Source organism: Proteus cibi, assembly GCF_003144405.1.
Taxonomy (GTDB): domain Bacteria; phylum Pseudomonadota; class Gammaproteobacteria; order Enterobacterales; family Enterobacteriaceae; genus Proteus; species Proteus cibi.
Map to the genome: position 1 here is coordinate 202,205 of NZ_PENW01000015.1, position 14,896 is coordinate 217,100.

Genomic DNA, 14,896 nt, shown 5'->3' on the forward strand with positions numbered 1-14,896 from the left:
CTCGCCTGTTTTTTTCATCCGTATTATTTCAGTGCTTTTAACGCATCATCATAATTTGGTTCAGTGGTAATTTCATCAACCAACTGGGTGTAGATAACAGTGTTATTTTCATCTAAAACAACGACGGCTCGGCTTGTTAAGCCAGCTAATGGACCTGATACAATTGCAACACCGTAGTTTTCTTTGAATTCAGCACCCCGCATTGTAGATAACGTGACAACGTTATCTAAGCCTTCCGCACCACAAAAACGCGCTTGAGCAAAAGGTAAATCAGCTGAAATACATAAAACCACCGTGTTATTTAGTTCATTTGCAACTTTATTAAATTGGCGAACACTTGCCGCACAAACGCCGGTATCTACACTTGGGAAAATGTTTAAAACTTTACGTTTACCCGCAAAATTCGCTAAAGAAACATCATTAAGATCTTTACCAACGAGAGAGAAATCTGCGGCTTTTTGACCTACTGCTGGGAAATTACCCGCTAGTGCCACTGCATTTCCTTGTAAAGTAACTTGATGTGCCATTGTTGTTCTCCTTTATTAGTTGTCAGACTAATTGTTATTAATACTCATTATTAACGATAATTATCGTTAATGCTTAACCATTATAAAAATTTGCCATTATTGGCATAGTCACCACTAAAAACACAAAAATTTATAAAATATTTGTAATCAGTGATTGTGCCTTTTTATCAGGCTCTTATAATTGTGCAGTTCATTCTCATACAGATTACAGGACGAAACAGACATGCGCAAAATATTCGTCATCTCATGTGCACTTGTCGTTCAAGGATCAATCATGTCGCAAGTAAATGCGGCAGTAGTCCCCACAGGAACGATACTCGATAAAAAGCAAGAAGTAGTTCGACATTTAAAAGATGAGCCTGCATCACTTGATCCTATTAATGCTGTTGGATTAACAGAAGCTCAAGTGCAACGTGATTTATTTGAAGGATTGACGATAGAAGATGAGCATGGACGTCCCATTCCTGGTGTCGCTCAAAGTTGGCGTACAGAAGATAATCGTGTGTGGATCTTCACCTTACGCGATAATGCAAAATGGTCTAATGGTGAAAAAGTCACAGCAACCGATTTTGTTTATAGCTGGCAAAGGTTAGTTGACCCTAAGAATCTTTCACCTTTCGCATGGTATGCATCGCTTGCATCTATTGAAAATGCACAAAAGATTATTGATGGAAAATTAAAACCAACATCATTAGGTGTAGAAGCAATTGATGAAAAGACACTAAAAGTGACTTTAGAACGACCCGTTTCTTACTTCCCAAGTTTGACGACTAACTTTTCGTTATATCCTGTACCTCGTCATAGTATTGAAAAATATGGTAGTGAATGGATTAAGGTTGGCAATTTAGTCGGAAATGGTGCTTTTGTTTTAAAAGATAGAGTCGTTAATGAGAAGATCGTATTAACACCAAATCCTTATTATTGGGATCATAAAAATACAGTATTAACTAAAGTCACTTTTGTGCCTATTAATCATGAATCCCATGCGACTAAGCGTTATTTAGCGGGTGATATTGATATTACTGAGTCGTTCCCCAAAAATTTATATCATAAATTAATGAAAGATATTCCTAATGAGGTTTATATTCCCGATCAGTTAGGTACTTATTACTATGCTTTTAATACTCAGTCAGGGCCAACAAAAGATATTCGTGTACGTAAAGCGTTAGCGATGGCAATAGATAGAAAAATTATCACTGATAAAGTATTAGGCACAGGGGAGAAATCAGCAAACCGTTTTACACCTGATGTAACGGCGGGCTTTACCCCAGAACCGACAATTTATGATGAATACAATCAAGATGAACTAGATAGTCAAGCTAAGATCTTGTTAGCGGCTGCTGGATACGGCCCTCATAATCCATTAACACTGTCATTGCTATACAATAATTCAGAGAATCATCAGAAAATTGCTATTGCAGTTGCTTCTATGTGGAAGAAAAAGTTAGGGGTAAAAGTCCAATTACGTAACCAAGAATGGAAAACCTATATTGATAGTCGAAACTCGGGTGATTTTGATGTGATAAGAGCATCATGGGTTGGTGATTATAACGAACCTTCTACTTTTTTAAGCTTACTCGGTTCGAAACACGCGGGTAATATCCCTAAATATCAGAATAAGCAATATGATGAAGTGTTAACATTGGCTGGTATGACTATTGATGCAAATGAAAGAAATAGTCTGTATAACCGAGCGGAGCAAATAATAGCTGAAGATGCGCCAATTGCGCCTATTTATCAATACACAAATGGACGTTTGATAAAACCATGGTTAAAAGGGTATCCCATTGAGAACCCAGAAGATGTTGCTTATAGCCATACGTTTTATATTCTTAAACATTAATGTAAAGACTCAATTAGAAGATTAACGTTAAGCTAATATAAACGTCTTAATTTAATAAAAAAGATAATTGTATATAAATTATACCTCAAAGTTAAAATCTAATTTGAGGTATTTTTTTATTCTATTATTAATAGTGAAAGTGAAAATCTTTTAATTTATAAGTTGATCTATATTGTTAGTAGGTAAGCTAAGAAAATAAAAGAGAGTATAAATAAAAAAGAACCCCTTTAAAAAAGGGGCGTAGCAAAATAAAGCAGGATGACATATTGTCTCGATATAAATTATATTTTTTATGCCTTATTTGCACGATTTTTATTGTATCTAACTGTTACAATGAATAATAAAATATTTATACCAAAAAAAATCCCTCTGTCATAAAAACAGAAGGAGACTCAAAAGGAATAAACATTGCAAGTAACATGTTAATACATTTTTATAGTATTGTTTTGACCAATTGTGCAATGTGCTTGATGTTAAATATTATATCTTATTTTATTTATAGATATAACTACGTAGTCATAATGAAAATTAATATATTGATTATGGTGTTTGAAGGAACCACAATCAGAATTATCTATTTGTTTTTCTTTATTATTAAATGGAATTACAGATTATCAATAATTATTAGAGAATCAGTTAAAAATGAAATCCTAGAGATAATTGTAAAGCACTTAATTCTATATGTCGCTTATTTGCTGTGGTATCAGAATAAAGATACCCCAAGCTAAATGAGATATTCTTAATAGGATTATAATCGATGCCAATTTGACCAATTACACTTGTTGTATTAACAATGTGGGAATCTGTTGTATTTATTTCAAGGTGATATTTATCTTCTTGGTGTTTTAACTTGTTAGGCCCCATTTGAGCATAAACAGAAATTTTAGGTGTTATTCTATAAGTTGGACCGATTAATAGACCTATAGTTTTAGTTCGATAATTTACTGCTGAAGGTGTGGTAAAACGAGGGTCAATAAAATATTCTTTATGGTCGCTATTTAAATGCAGCAGAGAAATTAATATTCCCCAAGCATTTTCCGCTTCATAACGATAACTGATTATTTCTCCTTTTGCTGTGTCACCTTTTATTTTGCCATAAATATAGCCACCAGAGAGAGTATGTGTCTTATCTTCGGCATGTAATGTAGAGGAGTAAGATAAAGCTAAGCTAATTAAAACAAGGGCTAATTTATTCATTATAGAGTTTCTATGTTGATGTGTAGAACACCATTTTTAGTAAAATAAAGGGTGATTTCAATATTAATTGATTGAAATTACTCTTAAAAAAAGTTTGAATGCTTATTTTTAAATTCAATAAAAAATCAAATCATCATAAATAGCTAATTATTAAATAGTATACGATTTATTAATTATTTTAATAATGGTGTAATAATGAGCAATTATTTAAAGAGAAGGGAATAGATATTGAGCATAATAAGTGAAAATACTCACAATAAGCTTTAATACCTATTGTGAGTCTCTATGGTGTTCTATTTTTTATCCACAACTTCAATTAGTGTATATTTTACACTTGGTGCATCTGCTGGAGGGTTAGGAATATCTGTAACATTAACCTTTAATGTGTATTCAGTACCTGCTTTATATTCAAACCCATCAATGTTTTGATAGAACAGCGACCATTCACCAGAAGGTAACTCTTTCACTTTCATACATTTCATTGGTGCGACACCGACACAGTCATGCAGTTGTGAATCGACGAGAAGTGTTTTTGTTGTCCCCGTTGATGGTGCGGTATTTGCACTTTCAGTTGAGGTTGCGTCATTGCATCCAGCCAAAAGCAAAAATAAAGGAATAGCGATAAATTTTTTCATATTGATGACCTTATTTTTCGAGTGCAATAAAAGTATTAAAGAATATTGAGTCTACACTAGACAGATAATTATTATAAATTACTAAAAATAATTATTTTCCTACAAATAAAATAAGTTATCTGTTGTTTTTTTTAAGTATTATTATCTTAGCGTAACTATTAGTATTCAATTTAGTGTAATAATCCTAAAGTAATGAAGATAAATAGAAGCTTTGGATAAATTAGACAAAAATAGTATTGATATATAGCTAGTTAGCAAACCAACAATTAGAGAATGGCGTTTCAAAACATGGCGTTATAAAATGAAGTTCGATTGATCCTATTTGATAATTGAGCATTGAATTCAAGTATTACTTTTAAGGCAAAGTTATGGAGAAAGCGAAGTGAAAACAATTAATGACTCTGTTATACAAGATTCAGATGCTATTTATACAGCACAGCTTAATGGACATGGAGGAGCAATAGACATTACAGCAGAGACTGTAGCAACAAACGAAAATCCATATTGGGTGCACCTAGATTACCGCAAACCACGAAGTGCTCAATGGATACAAGAGACAGAATTACTTCCTCCTATTGCTAAAGATATATTACTTGCAGAGAACGTTAGACCAAAAGCACAACGCATTGGTGAAGGTATCGTCATCAATCTGCAAACAATTAATAATAATCCTAATGATCGACCTGATGAGCTTGTTGCTTTTAGGATTTATATTAACAGTCAAACAATTGTTTCAAGTCGTCACCGTCGAGTCAATTCTGTAGATTCTGTTATTCACACTTTAGAACTAGGTGATGGACCTGAAAATAGTGGCGATTGGTTAATTACAATGGCTGATGCAGTTACTGATGAAATAGGTGAATTTGTTGAGACGCTACATGACCAATTAATTGAATTGGAAGATATGATCCTCGATCAGCAAATACCAGCAAGAGGTGAACTTGCATTATTAAGAAAGCAGTTAATTGTTTTACGGCGTTATATGGCGCCTCAGCGAGATGTATTCTCAAGACTTTCTATTGAGAAATTACCATGGATGAGTGATAGCGATAGAGTTACGATGTTAGAAATCTCAGAAAGACTTTCTCGACGTTTAGAGGATTTAGACAGTAGTATTTCTCGTACCGCGGTGATTGCAGATGAAATAACATCAATGATGGCTGATGCAATGAATAGACGTACTTATACTATGTCACTAATGGCGATGTTATTTTTACCAACAACATTTCTAACTGGGCTATTTGGTGTCAATCTAGGCGGAATACCCGGAAATGAATTTCCTTATGGTTTTACCATTTTTTGTTTATCTCTTTTTGTTTTGATTGTGATTGTTACCTGGTGGTTAAAACGTAGTAGGTGGTTGTAAATTTTCAGAAAATTAATCGTAACTAAATGGATTTAAAAAAGAATTCTCTAACCCTGTTTGAGATATATCAATTTTTTAAAATAGAACATCTGGCATTATAACTCTCGCAGGTGAATACAACGTTGAGCGATGAACGTTGTGCTCCATAATTGTAGTTTTTCTCATATTGAGTTCTTAATACAGAATAATTGACCATTATTACACCGATGTTTATTAACATCGGTTTTTTTTTGCTTAAATTTATTATCTGTGATTATTGAGTCATAAAAATCCTAAGCCTTGAATGCAAGGCTTAGGAGAGAGTGCATTATTTCACTTCAACAATATCGAGCTTGTTTTGGCTAAAGTCAGGACGTTCATCATCTTCTTCTTGGAACATCACTGGAACGGTTGGAATATCGTCTTTATCAAAAGCTAAGTCACCACCATTAATGACTTCATCACCATGTTTGATATTCGCAAAATCAAATAATTGAGTATCACATAAGTGTGATGGGACAATATTTTGTGTTGCTCTAAACATGGTTTCAATACGACCAGGATAACGTTTATCCCAATCTCTTAGCATCTCTTTAATAACTTGACGCTGAAGGTTGGGTTGTGAGCCACAAAGATTACATGGAATAATTGGGAATTGTTTCGCTTGTGCAAAACGCTCAATATCTTTTTCACGCGCATAAGCAAGAGGGCGAATAACGATTTGTTTGCCATCGTCACTCATCAATTTAGGTGGCATACCTTTAAGCTTTCCACCATAGAACATATTTAAAAATAATGTTTCTAAGATATCATCACGATGGTGACCTAAAGCAATTTTAGTTGCCCCAAGCTCTGTTGCTGTGCGATATAAAATACCACGGCGTAAACGTGAGCATAAAGAGCAGGTTGTTTTACCTTCAGGAATAATATCTTTAACGATCCCATAGGTATTCTCTTCAACAATTTTATATTCCACACCAAGTTCATTTAAATACTCAGGTAAAATATGCTCAGGGAATCCGGGTTGTTTTTGGTCTAAATTGACTGCAATAAGAGAGAAATTGATTGGCGCACTTTTTTGCAGATTCATTAAGATAGAAAGTAGCGTGTAGCTATCTTTACCACCAGAAAGGCAGACCATGATTTTGTCGCCGTCTTCAATCATATTAAAGTCAGCGATAGCTTGCCCAACATCACGGCGTAAGCGTTTTTGTAGTTTGTTGAAATTATACTGCTCTTTTGGGATGCTCATTTTTTACGGTTCTATATCGTTGCTGATTATTCTGTAACTTGCTAACCAAGGCTTTGTTTTTCATTGTTTTGATACCTTAACAATATGATAAATCAATACAATATTTTATAGGCTCAAATAATAAATTGTGTGAAAAACAAAGTTATTTATGGCAAGAAAATGGATAAGTCGCCAATGATACCAGATGGTAGGGTAGTTTCGATATAGAGAACTACAGTTAAACGATTTCAAGGCGGTAAAAAGTAAGAAGTAATAGCCTTATACCTTGAGTAAGGCTATTAAACTATAAAATCATGATGATAATGTTGCTAATTTCGTCGCGAACCCCATAAAGAAAAGCCCGATAACACCATTACCCAGTTTAGCGATATTTTTACGTGAGCCAAAGAAACGGGCAAGGGCTACACCACCAAATATTAGAAAAGAAAGATAGATAAAACTAAACGCTTCAAGCATGGAGGCGAGGATTAAATAAGATAATCCAGTATGTGCATAATTAAAATCGATAAATTGAACAAAAAATGAAATATAAAATAGAATCGCTTTAGGATTGGTCATACTTAATGTAAGCGCTTTTCTAAAAACGTGTTTCTGTACCGTTGTTGTTTGTTCTGAATGTACTTTTTTGGCGAAAAAAGTGGCATGGATAATTTTTATTCCTAAATAAAGGAGATAAAAAGCACCTAAAAAACGAACAATAGTAAAGAGTACAGGTGAAGCTTTTATAACCGATGCGACACCGATAAAGGCGAGAAAAATCAAAATAGCGTCACCTAAAAACACACCAAATGCGGCACGATATCCGTCGCGAACACCACCTGATGCGCTTGTTTTTAGCACATAGAGTGTATTAGGGCCAGGAACGAGGATAATAAAAAACATGCCTGCAAGGTATGTCCAGATATTGAGTACACCAAATTGTTCAAGCCACACGTTAACCCCCAATCCTACTTTCTCTGTATTACTTAATGAATTGCTATTATATAAAGAGAATCCGCATTATTTAAACGCATATTTTCACTTATACAGAAGATAAATGTTTGATGGTTACTGCTTTCTATTTGAAACCGCACTCTGTTAGCACTTCAAAGGATTACACTCTATTGATAGCGTTTAAAAAAGTGTACTTGAAAAAGATCCGAGGCATTTTGTCTTTATTGAACAATGGTCTGATTATGCTGCCCTTGATGTGCATTGTGCAGTGAACATTTTCAGCGATTAGTCCCGATGATTAATTCATATAAAAAAGCAGAACCTAAATTTTTACTTATGGCTGATGCTTTTGATGAAAAATAAGAGTAATAAAACGAGGTTCATTTATAATAGGCGCATATAAATAATAAGAAGTAAAACAAGAGAGAAGATGATGTTAGCGAAGTATATATCTCAAATTGTTAACCAAGAAAATAACTATCAAATGCTAAGTACCCAGAATTTTTTGGATAACTTAACAGAAATAACCAGAGTAACTCATACTTGGTTATTTTCTGATGGTGTTATTTTGAAATGCACAGAAGAGATAGAAACAGAGCACTATGATAATGACGCTCAATGTCCTGAACGTTGGATCACGTGGGAAATTGTAGAGTCAAATAACAAGCCAGTTTCTCCTTGTAGAAAAGAATTTTTTAATTTATGCCAGCAAAATTTTTGGTTAAAAATGCAACTTGCTAATAATACATAAAATAAAAGCCACTTTAATCAGTGGCTTTTTTATACTTATTAAAATTAATAAGATGGTTGATATTAAAGACTAGATTAAAAATTTCACTTAAATATAAATCAATATTATATGGGATAAGGAAAATTAATTTCACTTAGTGAGCGCTTTTTATTTTACTGATGAGTAAAAATAGAATTTCAATCGAAGTTTCAATCATATTTAAACGGTGGCTAAAACTAATGATAAATTAAATCACTTGTTTTTCATAACGTTATGAACTTAATATTTCCTTAATAATAGTGAAAAATAAGGTGAGTTTATTGTTTGGGCGAATGGTGTTTTAATTATAATTTAAATCATAAGGTTTTCTTTATTAAATATTATTAATGGCGTATTATTAATAAATAAAATTTATTGAGTGTTACACTCAATTTAATAAGAGAGCTAAATTTTAATTTAGTTCCATTTGTCTATCCTTTTTATATAGAGAATAAAGATGAGCCGTAATTTATTTCTTTCTACTTCACTGTTAGCTATTTCTACACTTTCTTTTAACGCACAAGCAGCATTAGATAATACTTTATCAGTAGGTTATGCTCAGAGCTCCATTAAAGTGGATGATAATGACATCGATGAAAATCCGAAAGGAATTAACTTTAAATATAACCATGAGTTTGATAATGATTGGGGTTTTATTGGATCACTGACGTACACAAAATTAACGTATAATTATTATAGTCGTTGGGGGAAAATTGGTTCAACTGAAATTGATTATGTCTCATTAACGGCTGGACCTAGCTATCGTTTTAATGACTATTTTAGTGCATATGGTTTAATTGGTCTTGGTCATGTTAGTCAAGATGATAAATACTACTATTCTAATTATGAATACAGTAAAACCTCTATGGCTTATGGATTAGGTTTACAAATTAACCCAATCCCAAACGTAGCAATTGATGCATCTTATGAGTATTCAAAATTTGATGATGCAAAATTGGGTACTTGGGTATTAGGCATTGGTTATCGTTTCTAAATATAACCGAATAAATTATATTTTTAAAAGGTCACGTAATGTGGCCTTTTTAGTTTTTATAAAATAGAAATATAAATAATATTAAAATTAATCACTTTATCTGAAATTTGATGCTTTTTATTTTCCTTTATATGTACAAATTCTTTTGTTATCAACATTTATTTAAAATAATGTCCTTATTGTTTTTACATTAAAAATAAATTGTTCATCTGTTTTTTAATTTGTTTTATTATTTCAAACGAAGTTTAGGTTCAATAATATTGAATTAATTGCAATTAGAACTATATTTTTTTGCTTAATTTCACATTTTTAATTGAAAATGACATCGAGACATTTAATGAAAAATAAATTATTCATTCCAATCACAGCTATCATATTATCAATAACGACATTTAATGTATCTGCTACGTTTAAAAATACATTATCCATGGGCTATGCACAAAGTCAGATAAAAGTCGATGGTGAAAAGATAGATGGCGATCCTAAAGGATTTAATATTAAGTATGACCGTAAGATAGATAATGGTTTTGGTATTATTGGTTCGTTTATTTATAATAATAAAAAATATAATTTTCGTGATATGAATGGCAAAGAGGTAGGACATAGTGATGTAAATTATTATTTATTTTCAGCTGGACCAAGTTATCGTTTTAATGAATATATTAATGCGTATGGTTTAATCGGTACAAGTGTGCTTAATGCGAGTTGTAAAACGCCAAATGAAGAACAACATGAAAATAAAGTATCTATAAGTTATGGGTTAGGCTTACAAATTAATCCAATCCCAAATATAGCAATAGATGCATCTTATGAATATTCTAAATTAGATGATGTAAAATTGGGTACTTGGGTATTAGGTGTTGGTTATCGTTTCTAAATTTAAACGAATAAATTATATTTTTAAAAGGTCACGTAATGTGGCCTTTTTGTTAATACAAATGTAAAGACTTATCGCTATATTTGAGATATAACTTATCAAAATACATTTAATAGACACTAATGTGTGTTTTTTATTCGGGTCACTTGACTGTCAATAAAGGATCTTTAAGATGCCATATCTTATGGAGAAGAAATTATGTTAACTGTAATGAAAGCAGAACCTTCGCATTATGATGAAATGATTGCGGTTTGGGAATCGTCAGTCAGAGCTACACATACATTTTTATCTGAAGATATCATTTTATCGCTTAAAAAAGATATTGTAGAACACTATTTTCCTATGCTTAATACCTATATTGCGATAGACAATAATAATGTTATTCACGGGATCTTAGGTACAGCAGAAAATAAGTTAGAAATGCTTTTTGTCGATGCGAATTCTAGAGGGCATGGTTGCGGTAAATTGCTTACAATTTTTGCGATAAATACACTGCATATTGATGAGCTAGATGTCAATGAGCAAAATCCTCAAGCAATTGGCTTTTATCTTTATATTGGATTTGAGCAAATAGGGCGTTCAGAATTAGATGGACAAGGTAATCCTTTTCCATTGTTACATCTAAAATTAAATAAAAATAAGTATAAATACTCGATAAAGAAAAACTAAAGAGACAAAATAGGATGAAAAATAAAAATCACCTCAATTTTTCTTATGTAAATAATAATTATCCACTCAAATTTGATTTATATCGTGATAATTACCCTGCTTTAATGAAATAATTTTTTCATAATTAAATAAATCTAACACAATATGGAATGGTTATGAAAAAAAAATTACTTGTTGTTTTATCTTTATTTTTACTACCTGCTTGCTCTGAATCACAAGAAAATAAAGTTATTGAATATTGTATGGATACATTAAATGTCTATAGCCATGTGAGCAAAGATCAATGTTTGTGTTTTTATAATGAAGCAAGTGATAAATTTTCTTCAACTGAAATGGATAGAATGGTCCAATCACCACCAATAAAACAAGACAGTACACTCACAAGAGAGGGCACAATGTTTTTAACTATTGCTCATTCATCTAAATGTTTTGAGTAACAAATGTTATGCGTAATAACGAATAACGAATAACGAATAAGTCGTAAATTAAGTGAATTATACCGAAGTTCATTACCTCTAAAACCAAATACCACAAAATTGATAAACCCATCGCTATAAATTGAATATATTAATACTGTTTTTATATACAGTTTTTGTGGGTTTGTCTTTATTGTGAATGGAGAGGAAATTATGTCAAAGCTTCGCTTATCTTACCCAAAACTCAGCTCTAAAGCTTATGCCGGTTTAATTCAATGTAAAACTGCACTAGAAGAGAGTTCACTGGATATCACGTTGATTGAGCTTGTTTATTTAAGAGTTTCTCAAATTAATGGCTGTGCTTTTTGTTTAGAAATGCACAATAATTCCTTGCGTAATCATGATATTGCTCAAAATAAGTTAGATGCACTAAATGGTTGGCAAGTGAGTGAGCGTTTTACTGATAAAGAACGAGCTGCATTACTATGGGCGGAGTCAGTCAGTAACATTTCAGCGAAAAGCACAGATGATAATATTTATCAGCAGGTTAAAGCATATTTTACAGACACAGAAATGAGTGACCTGACATTGGCAATTGGATTAATGAATGCTTTTAATCGTATTGCGGTGAGTTTGCGTCAGTAATGAATATTATTAACGCAAATTATATGATCCAAATAATGCTTAAGAAAAAAGCGCTGATTAAGCGCTTTGATTTCGTTTGTGTAATTTTTTACCAGAGATATTGCATGAAGGGTAAATAAGCAAAAATTAAGGCAATGAGTATAAATAAGATACGAAATAATGTTTTTTGTGTTTTTATTGTGGCATAGAGCATGACGATAATAATCGCTACGCAAATATACCAATAAAATGCACCAAAGAAAGCTAAGGTAAAAATAGTATCAATAATAAAGTGGCTTTTACCCATTTTATTGCTCTCTGGAGTAAAAAATCACCTGCTAAAATATAAGCAGGTGAAGATAAACGTAATTATGATTTCCAAATAATATGGAACATGGGCTGTAATGGATCTCGACTAATTAGGACTCGACCAAAAATATCATCAATATCGGAATCATCGTCTGGAGCAAGACCAATAATGACTTCGCTAAAACGGGCTGATGTGACAGGCATACCAACAATAAATTGCCAATCGTTACCTAATGGAACCACTTCAGCTGCGCCTCGTTCTTCAAATTGCAGGTTAAATAATAATTGGTCTGCAACATCTAAATTATCCGCTGCTTGGGCTAAAAATAGATCATAAGCTTGTTCTAAAGCGTCGTCTTCACTGATTAAGGTTGGTTCATTCATGGTAATGCCTGTCTATTGTTCCAATAATTATCGCGCTATTTTTATCGTATTTTGACTAATGTAGCACAGTTATCTGTTGCTAGTTCTTAGCAGCCTATTGATTATAACATTTCTGTTATAACAGAGGGCTAAAGAAATAGCAGATACGTTCTAATACACGATTTAAGAATGGTCGTTTTTCCCATTCATCTATGGTTAATTCTGTCGAGCGGGCAATATAATCATATTGAACAATACTTAAATCACTTCCAAAACCTTCATCATCAATGACAACTGTAATTTCAAAGTTTAACCATAAGCTACGCATATCAAGGTTAACTGAACCTACCATACTGAGTTGTCCATCAACCATCACGCTTTTGGTATGCAATAAACCATCTTCAAATTGGAATATTTTTACACCTGATTCGAGCATTTCTGTGAAGAATGAACGGCTTGCCCAACGTACAAGGAAAGAGTCATTACTGCGAGGAACAATAATACTCACATTAACACCTCGCATTGCAGCTGTTGATATTGCATGAGCAAGATCATCGCTAGGTACAAAATAAGGTGTTGTCAGTACCAATTCTTTTCTTGCAGAGTAAATGGCTGTAATAAGTGATTGCTGAATTAGCTCATCAGGAAATCCGGGACCAGAGGCGATGACTTGTGTTGTATGACCGCTTTCTTGCTCACAAGGCATAATATTATCATCAGGAGGAGGGGGTAAATGACGCTCACCTGTTTCCATCTCCCAGTCAAAGGCATAAATCATACCTAATGTAGTAGAAACGGGACCTTCCATTCTTACCATAATATCAATCCATTGACCTACACCGGAATCTTGTTTGAAATAACGGGGATCAACCATATTCATACTGCCTGTGTAGGAAATATAATTGTCGATTAATACGATTTTTCGATGTTGACGCAAATCCATGCGGCGTAAGAAGAAACGGAATAAATTAACATGCAGTGATTCAACAAATTCAATACCCGCGGCTCTCATTACATCAGGACCATGAGTACGGAAGAAATTCCAACTACCAGCGGAGTCAACCATAACTCGGCATTTTACACCACGTTTAGCGGCTCTGATTAAAGCGTCGGTGACTTCATCGACTAATCCACCTGACTGCCAAATATAGAAGACCATTTCAATGTTATCACGAGCGTTATTAATATCGCGAGTAATTGAATTTAGCGAATCTTCGCAGGTGGTTAAAAGTTCAATTTTGTTACCTTTAACACCTTTAATACCTTGGCGTTTAGAGGTTAGTTGGAAAAGTGGTGTTGCAATATCGCTCGTACTTGTCGCAAAGATATGCTTACATTTTCTCAAGTCTTCAAGCCACGCAACAACAGAAGGCCACATCTGCTTAGCATGTTCAACGCGTCGTTTTCCTAGGTGTAATTCGCCAAAAGCAAAATACGCAATAACACCGACTAATGGCAGAATATAGATGATTAATAACCATGTCATTGTTGATGTAACAGGTCGTCGATGCATTAGGACACGAAATGTGACCCCTGCAATTAATAGCCAATAGAAGAAAAAGGTTAGCCAACTTAATACAGTATAAAATGTTGTCATAGTAGCGCTATTTTCCGTTGAAAATGAATTGCATGGATTCGCTAAAGGCAATTTACTAAAAATAGTTCATTATTTTTGTTATTTGCCGAATGGTGTTATTAAATCAGGATTATTATCTCTGTCAAATCTCTTTCTTAAAAGATAAGCATCAAATAAGCAATAAGATACAACTCTTTATTTATTTTTTCTTTGTGAGAAATGCTCAAATAACGGATGAAATTCGAGCAAATCATAAATCACCCCTTGGATCACAAAATGAACGTCCTATAATAGTCTACTTATTCGAAAAAATAGGTGCTGATAGCATGAGACACAGTAGGACTGAAGTAGCTCGTTGGCGGATGATGAGACAAGCTATACGTAAACGACGTCGATGGTTAGAAGGGCAATCTCGTCGTAATTTCCGAATTTATAAATTGCGTAAACTTGATACTTCTAGAAAACATAGAGCACTTTTATTTGTACAACACATAGAATGGAACTCATAATTTCACTTTTAAACAGTTAATATCAATCATTTTGCTAAACCTTATTGAATATGATTGC

The 14,896-nt window shown here is 33.0% G+C and carries 17 protein-coding genes and 1 pseudogene; 10 read left to right on the forward strand and 8 right to left on the reverse strand.

Translation table 11 applies throughout. The features are described 5' to 3' along the window. Positions 1-23 precede the first annotated feature (23 nt). A complete protein-coding gene (gene tpx / locus DK865_RS08615) occupies positions 24-527 on the reverse strand; it encodes a thiol peroxidase (protein ID WP_023582312.1) in 504 nt (167 codons plus the stop codon). A 223-nt stretch (positions 528-750) separates the two neighbouring features. Here tpx and DK865_RS08620 point away from each other — a divergent pair, with 223 nt between their 5' ends. Then, a complete protein-coding gene (locus tag DK865_RS08620) occupies positions 751-2,370 on the forward strand; it encodes a peptide ABC transporter substrate-binding protein (RefSeq protein WP_109391668.1) in 1,620 nt (539 codons plus the stop codon). A gap of 636 nt (positions 2,371-3,006) precedes the next feature. On the opposite strand, the gene DK865_RS08625 is transcribed toward DK865_RS08620, so the two are convergent. Both DK865_RS08625 and DK865_RS08630 read right to left on the reverse strand, forming a co-directional pair. Beyond that, complete coding sequence (locus DK865_RS08625) at positions 3,007-3,567, reverse strand: Ail/Lom family outer membrane beta-barrel protein (RefSeq protein ID WP_109391669.1); 561 nt, start codon at positions 3,565-3,567, stop codon at positions 3,007-3,009. A gap of 293 nt (positions 3,568-3,860) precedes the next feature. Continuing rightward, entirely contained in the window at positions 3,861-4,202 is a 342-nt protein-coding gene (locus DK865_RS08630) for a DUF4377 domain-containing protein (RefSeq protein ID WP_023582309.1), read from the reverse strand. Between the two features lie 382 nt (positions 4,203-4,584). Between DK865_RS08630 and zntB the strand changes: the two genes are divergently transcribed. Further along, on the forward strand, positions 4,585-5,568 hold the full coding sequence (gene zntB, locus DK865_RS08635) for a zinc transporter ZntB (protein ID WP_036913183.1): 984 nt from the start codon (positions 4,585-4,587) through the stop codon (positions 5,566-5,568). Positions 5,569-5,875: 307 nt separating this feature from the next. Here the strand turns inward: zntB and ttcA are convergent, their stop codons facing one another. Together ttcA and leuE are read right to left on the reverse strand one after the other, a co-directional pair. After that, the gene (ttcA, locus tag DK865_RS08640) at positions 5,876-6,799 is read right to left on the reverse strand and encodes a tRNA 2-thiocytidine(32) synthetase TtcA (protein ID WP_023582308.1); all 924 of its coding nucleotides are present in this window, start codon (positions 6,797-6,799) and stop codon (positions 5,876-5,878) included. Positions 6,800-7,090: 291 nt separating this feature from the next. Further along, a complete protein-coding gene (gene leuE, locus DK865_RS08645; RefSeq protein ID WP_194295191.1) occupies positions 7,091-7,732 on the reverse strand; it encodes a leucine efflux protein LeuE in 642 nt (213 codons plus the stop codon). A 196-nt stretch (positions 7,733-7,928) separates the two neighbouring features. On the opposite strand from leuE, the pseudogene DK865_RS18820 reads away from it, so the two are divergent. The 7 genes and pseudogenes from DK865_RS18820 to DK865_RS08675 all read left to right on the forward strand — a co-directional run. Beyond that, positions 7,929-8,095 (forward strand): annotated as a pseudogene (locus tag DK865_RS18820) (putative quinol monooxygenase); the annotation flags it as partial. 67 nt (positions 8,096-8,162) lie between these two features. Next, the gene (locus DK865_RS08650) at positions 8,163-8,483 is read left to right on the forward strand and encodes a hypothetical protein (protein WP_228407740.1); all 321 of its coding nucleotides are present in this window, start codon (positions 8,163-8,165) and stop codon (positions 8,481-8,483) included. 475 nt (positions 8,484-8,958) lie between these two features. Next, positions 8,959-9,495, forward strand: a complete 537-nt coding sequence (locus DK865_RS08655) for an Ail/Lom family outer membrane beta-barrel protein (protein ID WP_023582306.1) — start codon at positions 8,959-8,961, stop codon at positions 9,493-9,495. A gap of 337 nt (positions 9,496-9,832) precedes the next feature. Beyond that, a complete protein-coding gene (locus DK865_RS08660; protein ID WP_036913177.1) occupies positions 9,833-10,372 on the forward strand; it encodes an Ail/Lom family outer membrane beta-barrel protein in 540 nt (179 codons plus the stop codon). Between the two features lie 198 nt (positions 10,373-10,570). Continuing rightward, positions 10,571-11,041 (forward strand): GNAT family N-acetyltransferase, encoded by a 471-nt coding sequence (locus DK865_RS08665; protein ID WP_023582303.1) that lies wholly within the window; start codon positions 10,571-10,573, stop codon positions 11,039-11,041. 155 nt (positions 11,042-11,196) lie between these two features. After that, the gene (locus DK865_RS08670; protein WP_036913174.1) at positions 11,197-11,478 is read left to right on the forward strand and encodes a hypothetical protein; all 282 of its coding nucleotides are present in this window, start codon (positions 11,197-11,199) and stop codon (positions 11,476-11,478) included. A 192-nt stretch (positions 11,479-11,670) separates the two neighbouring features. After that, complete coding sequence (locus tag DK865_RS08675; RefSeq protein ID WP_109391671.1) at positions 11,671-12,102, forward strand: carboxymuconolactone decarboxylase family protein; 432 nt, start codon at positions 11,671-11,673, stop codon at positions 12,100-12,102. 88 nt (positions 12,103-12,190) lie between these two features. On the opposite strand, the gene DK865_RS08680 is transcribed toward DK865_RS08675, so the two are convergent. The 3 genes from DK865_RS08680 to cls all read right to left on the reverse strand — a co-directional run bounded on the left by DK865_RS08680 (position 12,191) and on the right by cls (position 14,350). Beyond that, positions 12,191-12,388 carry a hypothetical protein gene (locus DK865_RS08680; protein ID WP_109391672.1) on the reverse strand — a complete coding sequence of 66 codons (198 nt, stop codon included), beginning with the start codon at positions 12,386-12,388 and terminating at the stop codon, positions 12,191-12,193. Between the two features lie 62 nt (positions 12,389-12,450). Beyond that, the gene (locus DK865_RS08685) at positions 12,451-12,780 is read right to left on the reverse strand and encodes an HI1450 family dsDNA-mimic protein (protein WP_407681496.1); all 330 of its coding nucleotides are present in this window, start codon (positions 12,778-12,780) and stop codon (positions 12,451-12,453) included. A 109-nt stretch (positions 12,781-12,889) separates the two neighbouring features. Beyond that, positions 12,890-14,350 (reverse strand): cardiolipin synthase, encoded by a 1,461-nt coding sequence (gene cls / locus DK865_RS08690; protein ID WP_109391673.1) that lies wholly within the window; start codon positions 14,348-14,350, stop codon positions 12,890-12,892. Between the two features lie 305 nt (positions 14,351-14,655). Between cls and DK865_RS08695 the strand changes: the two genes are divergently transcribed. Then, positions 14,656-14,838, forward strand: coding sequence for a YciY family protein (locus DK865_RS08695; RefSeq protein WP_036913581.1), 183 nt, complete (start codon positions 14,656-14,658; stop codon positions 14,836-14,838). Positions 14,839-14,896 lie beyond the last annotated feature (58 nt).

Excerpts from the sequence above, each read along its gene's own strand:
- tpx (WP_023582312.1), bottom strand. The coding sequence starts at position 527 with ATGGCACATCAAGTTACTTTACAAGGAAATGCAGTGGCACTAGCGGGT.
- DK865_RS08620 (WP_109391668.1), top strand. The coding sequence starts at position 751 with ATGCGCAAAATATTCGTCATCTCATGTGCACTTGTCGTTCAAGGATCA.
- DK865_RS08625 (WP_109391669.1), bottom strand. The coding sequence starts at position 3,567 with ATGAATAAATTAGCCCTTGTTTTAATTAGCTTAGCTTTATCTTACTCC.
- DK865_RS08630 (WP_023582309.1), bottom strand. The coding sequence starts at position 4,202 with ATGAAAAAATTTATCGCTATTCCTTTATTTTTGCTTTTGGCTGGATGC.
- ttcA (WP_023582308.1), bottom strand. The coding sequence starts at position 6,799 with ATGAGCATCCCAAAAGAGCAGTATAATTTCAACAAACTACAAAAACGC.
- DK865_RS08650 (WP_228407740.1), top strand. The coding sequence starts at position 8,163 with ATGATGTTAGCGAAGTATATATCTCAAATTGTTAACCAAGAAAATAAC.
- DK865_RS08655 (WP_023582306.1), top strand. The coding sequence starts at position 8,959 with ATGAGCCGTAATTTATTTCTTTCTACTTCACTGTTAGCTATTTCTACA.
- DK865_RS08660 (WP_036913177.1), top strand. The coding sequence starts at position 9,833 with ATGAAAAATAAATTATTCATTCCAATCACAGCTATCATATTATCAATA.
- DK865_RS08665 (WP_023582303.1), top strand. The coding sequence starts at position 10,571 with ATGTTAACTGTAATGAAAGCAGAACCTTCGCATTATGATGAAATGATT.
- DK865_RS08670 (WP_036913174.1), top strand. The coding sequence starts at position 11,197 with ATGAAAAAAAAATTACTTGTTGTTTTATCTTTATTTTTACTACCTGCT.
- DK865_RS08675 (WP_109391671.1), top strand. The coding sequence starts at position 11,671 with ATGTCAAAGCTTCGCTTATCTTACCCAAAACTCAGCTCTAAAGCTTAT.
- DK865_RS08680 (WP_109391672.1), bottom strand. The coding sequence starts at position 12,388 with ATGGGTAAAAGCCACTTTATTATTGATACTATTTTTACCTTAGCTTTC.
- cls (WP_109391673.1), bottom strand. The coding sequence starts at position 14,350 with ATGACAACATTTTATACTGTATTAAGTTGGCTAACCTTTTTCTTCTAT.
- DK865_RS08695 (WP_036913581.1), top strand. The coding sequence starts at position 14,656 with ATGAGACACAGTAGGACTGAAGTAGCTCGTTGGCGGATGATGAGACAA.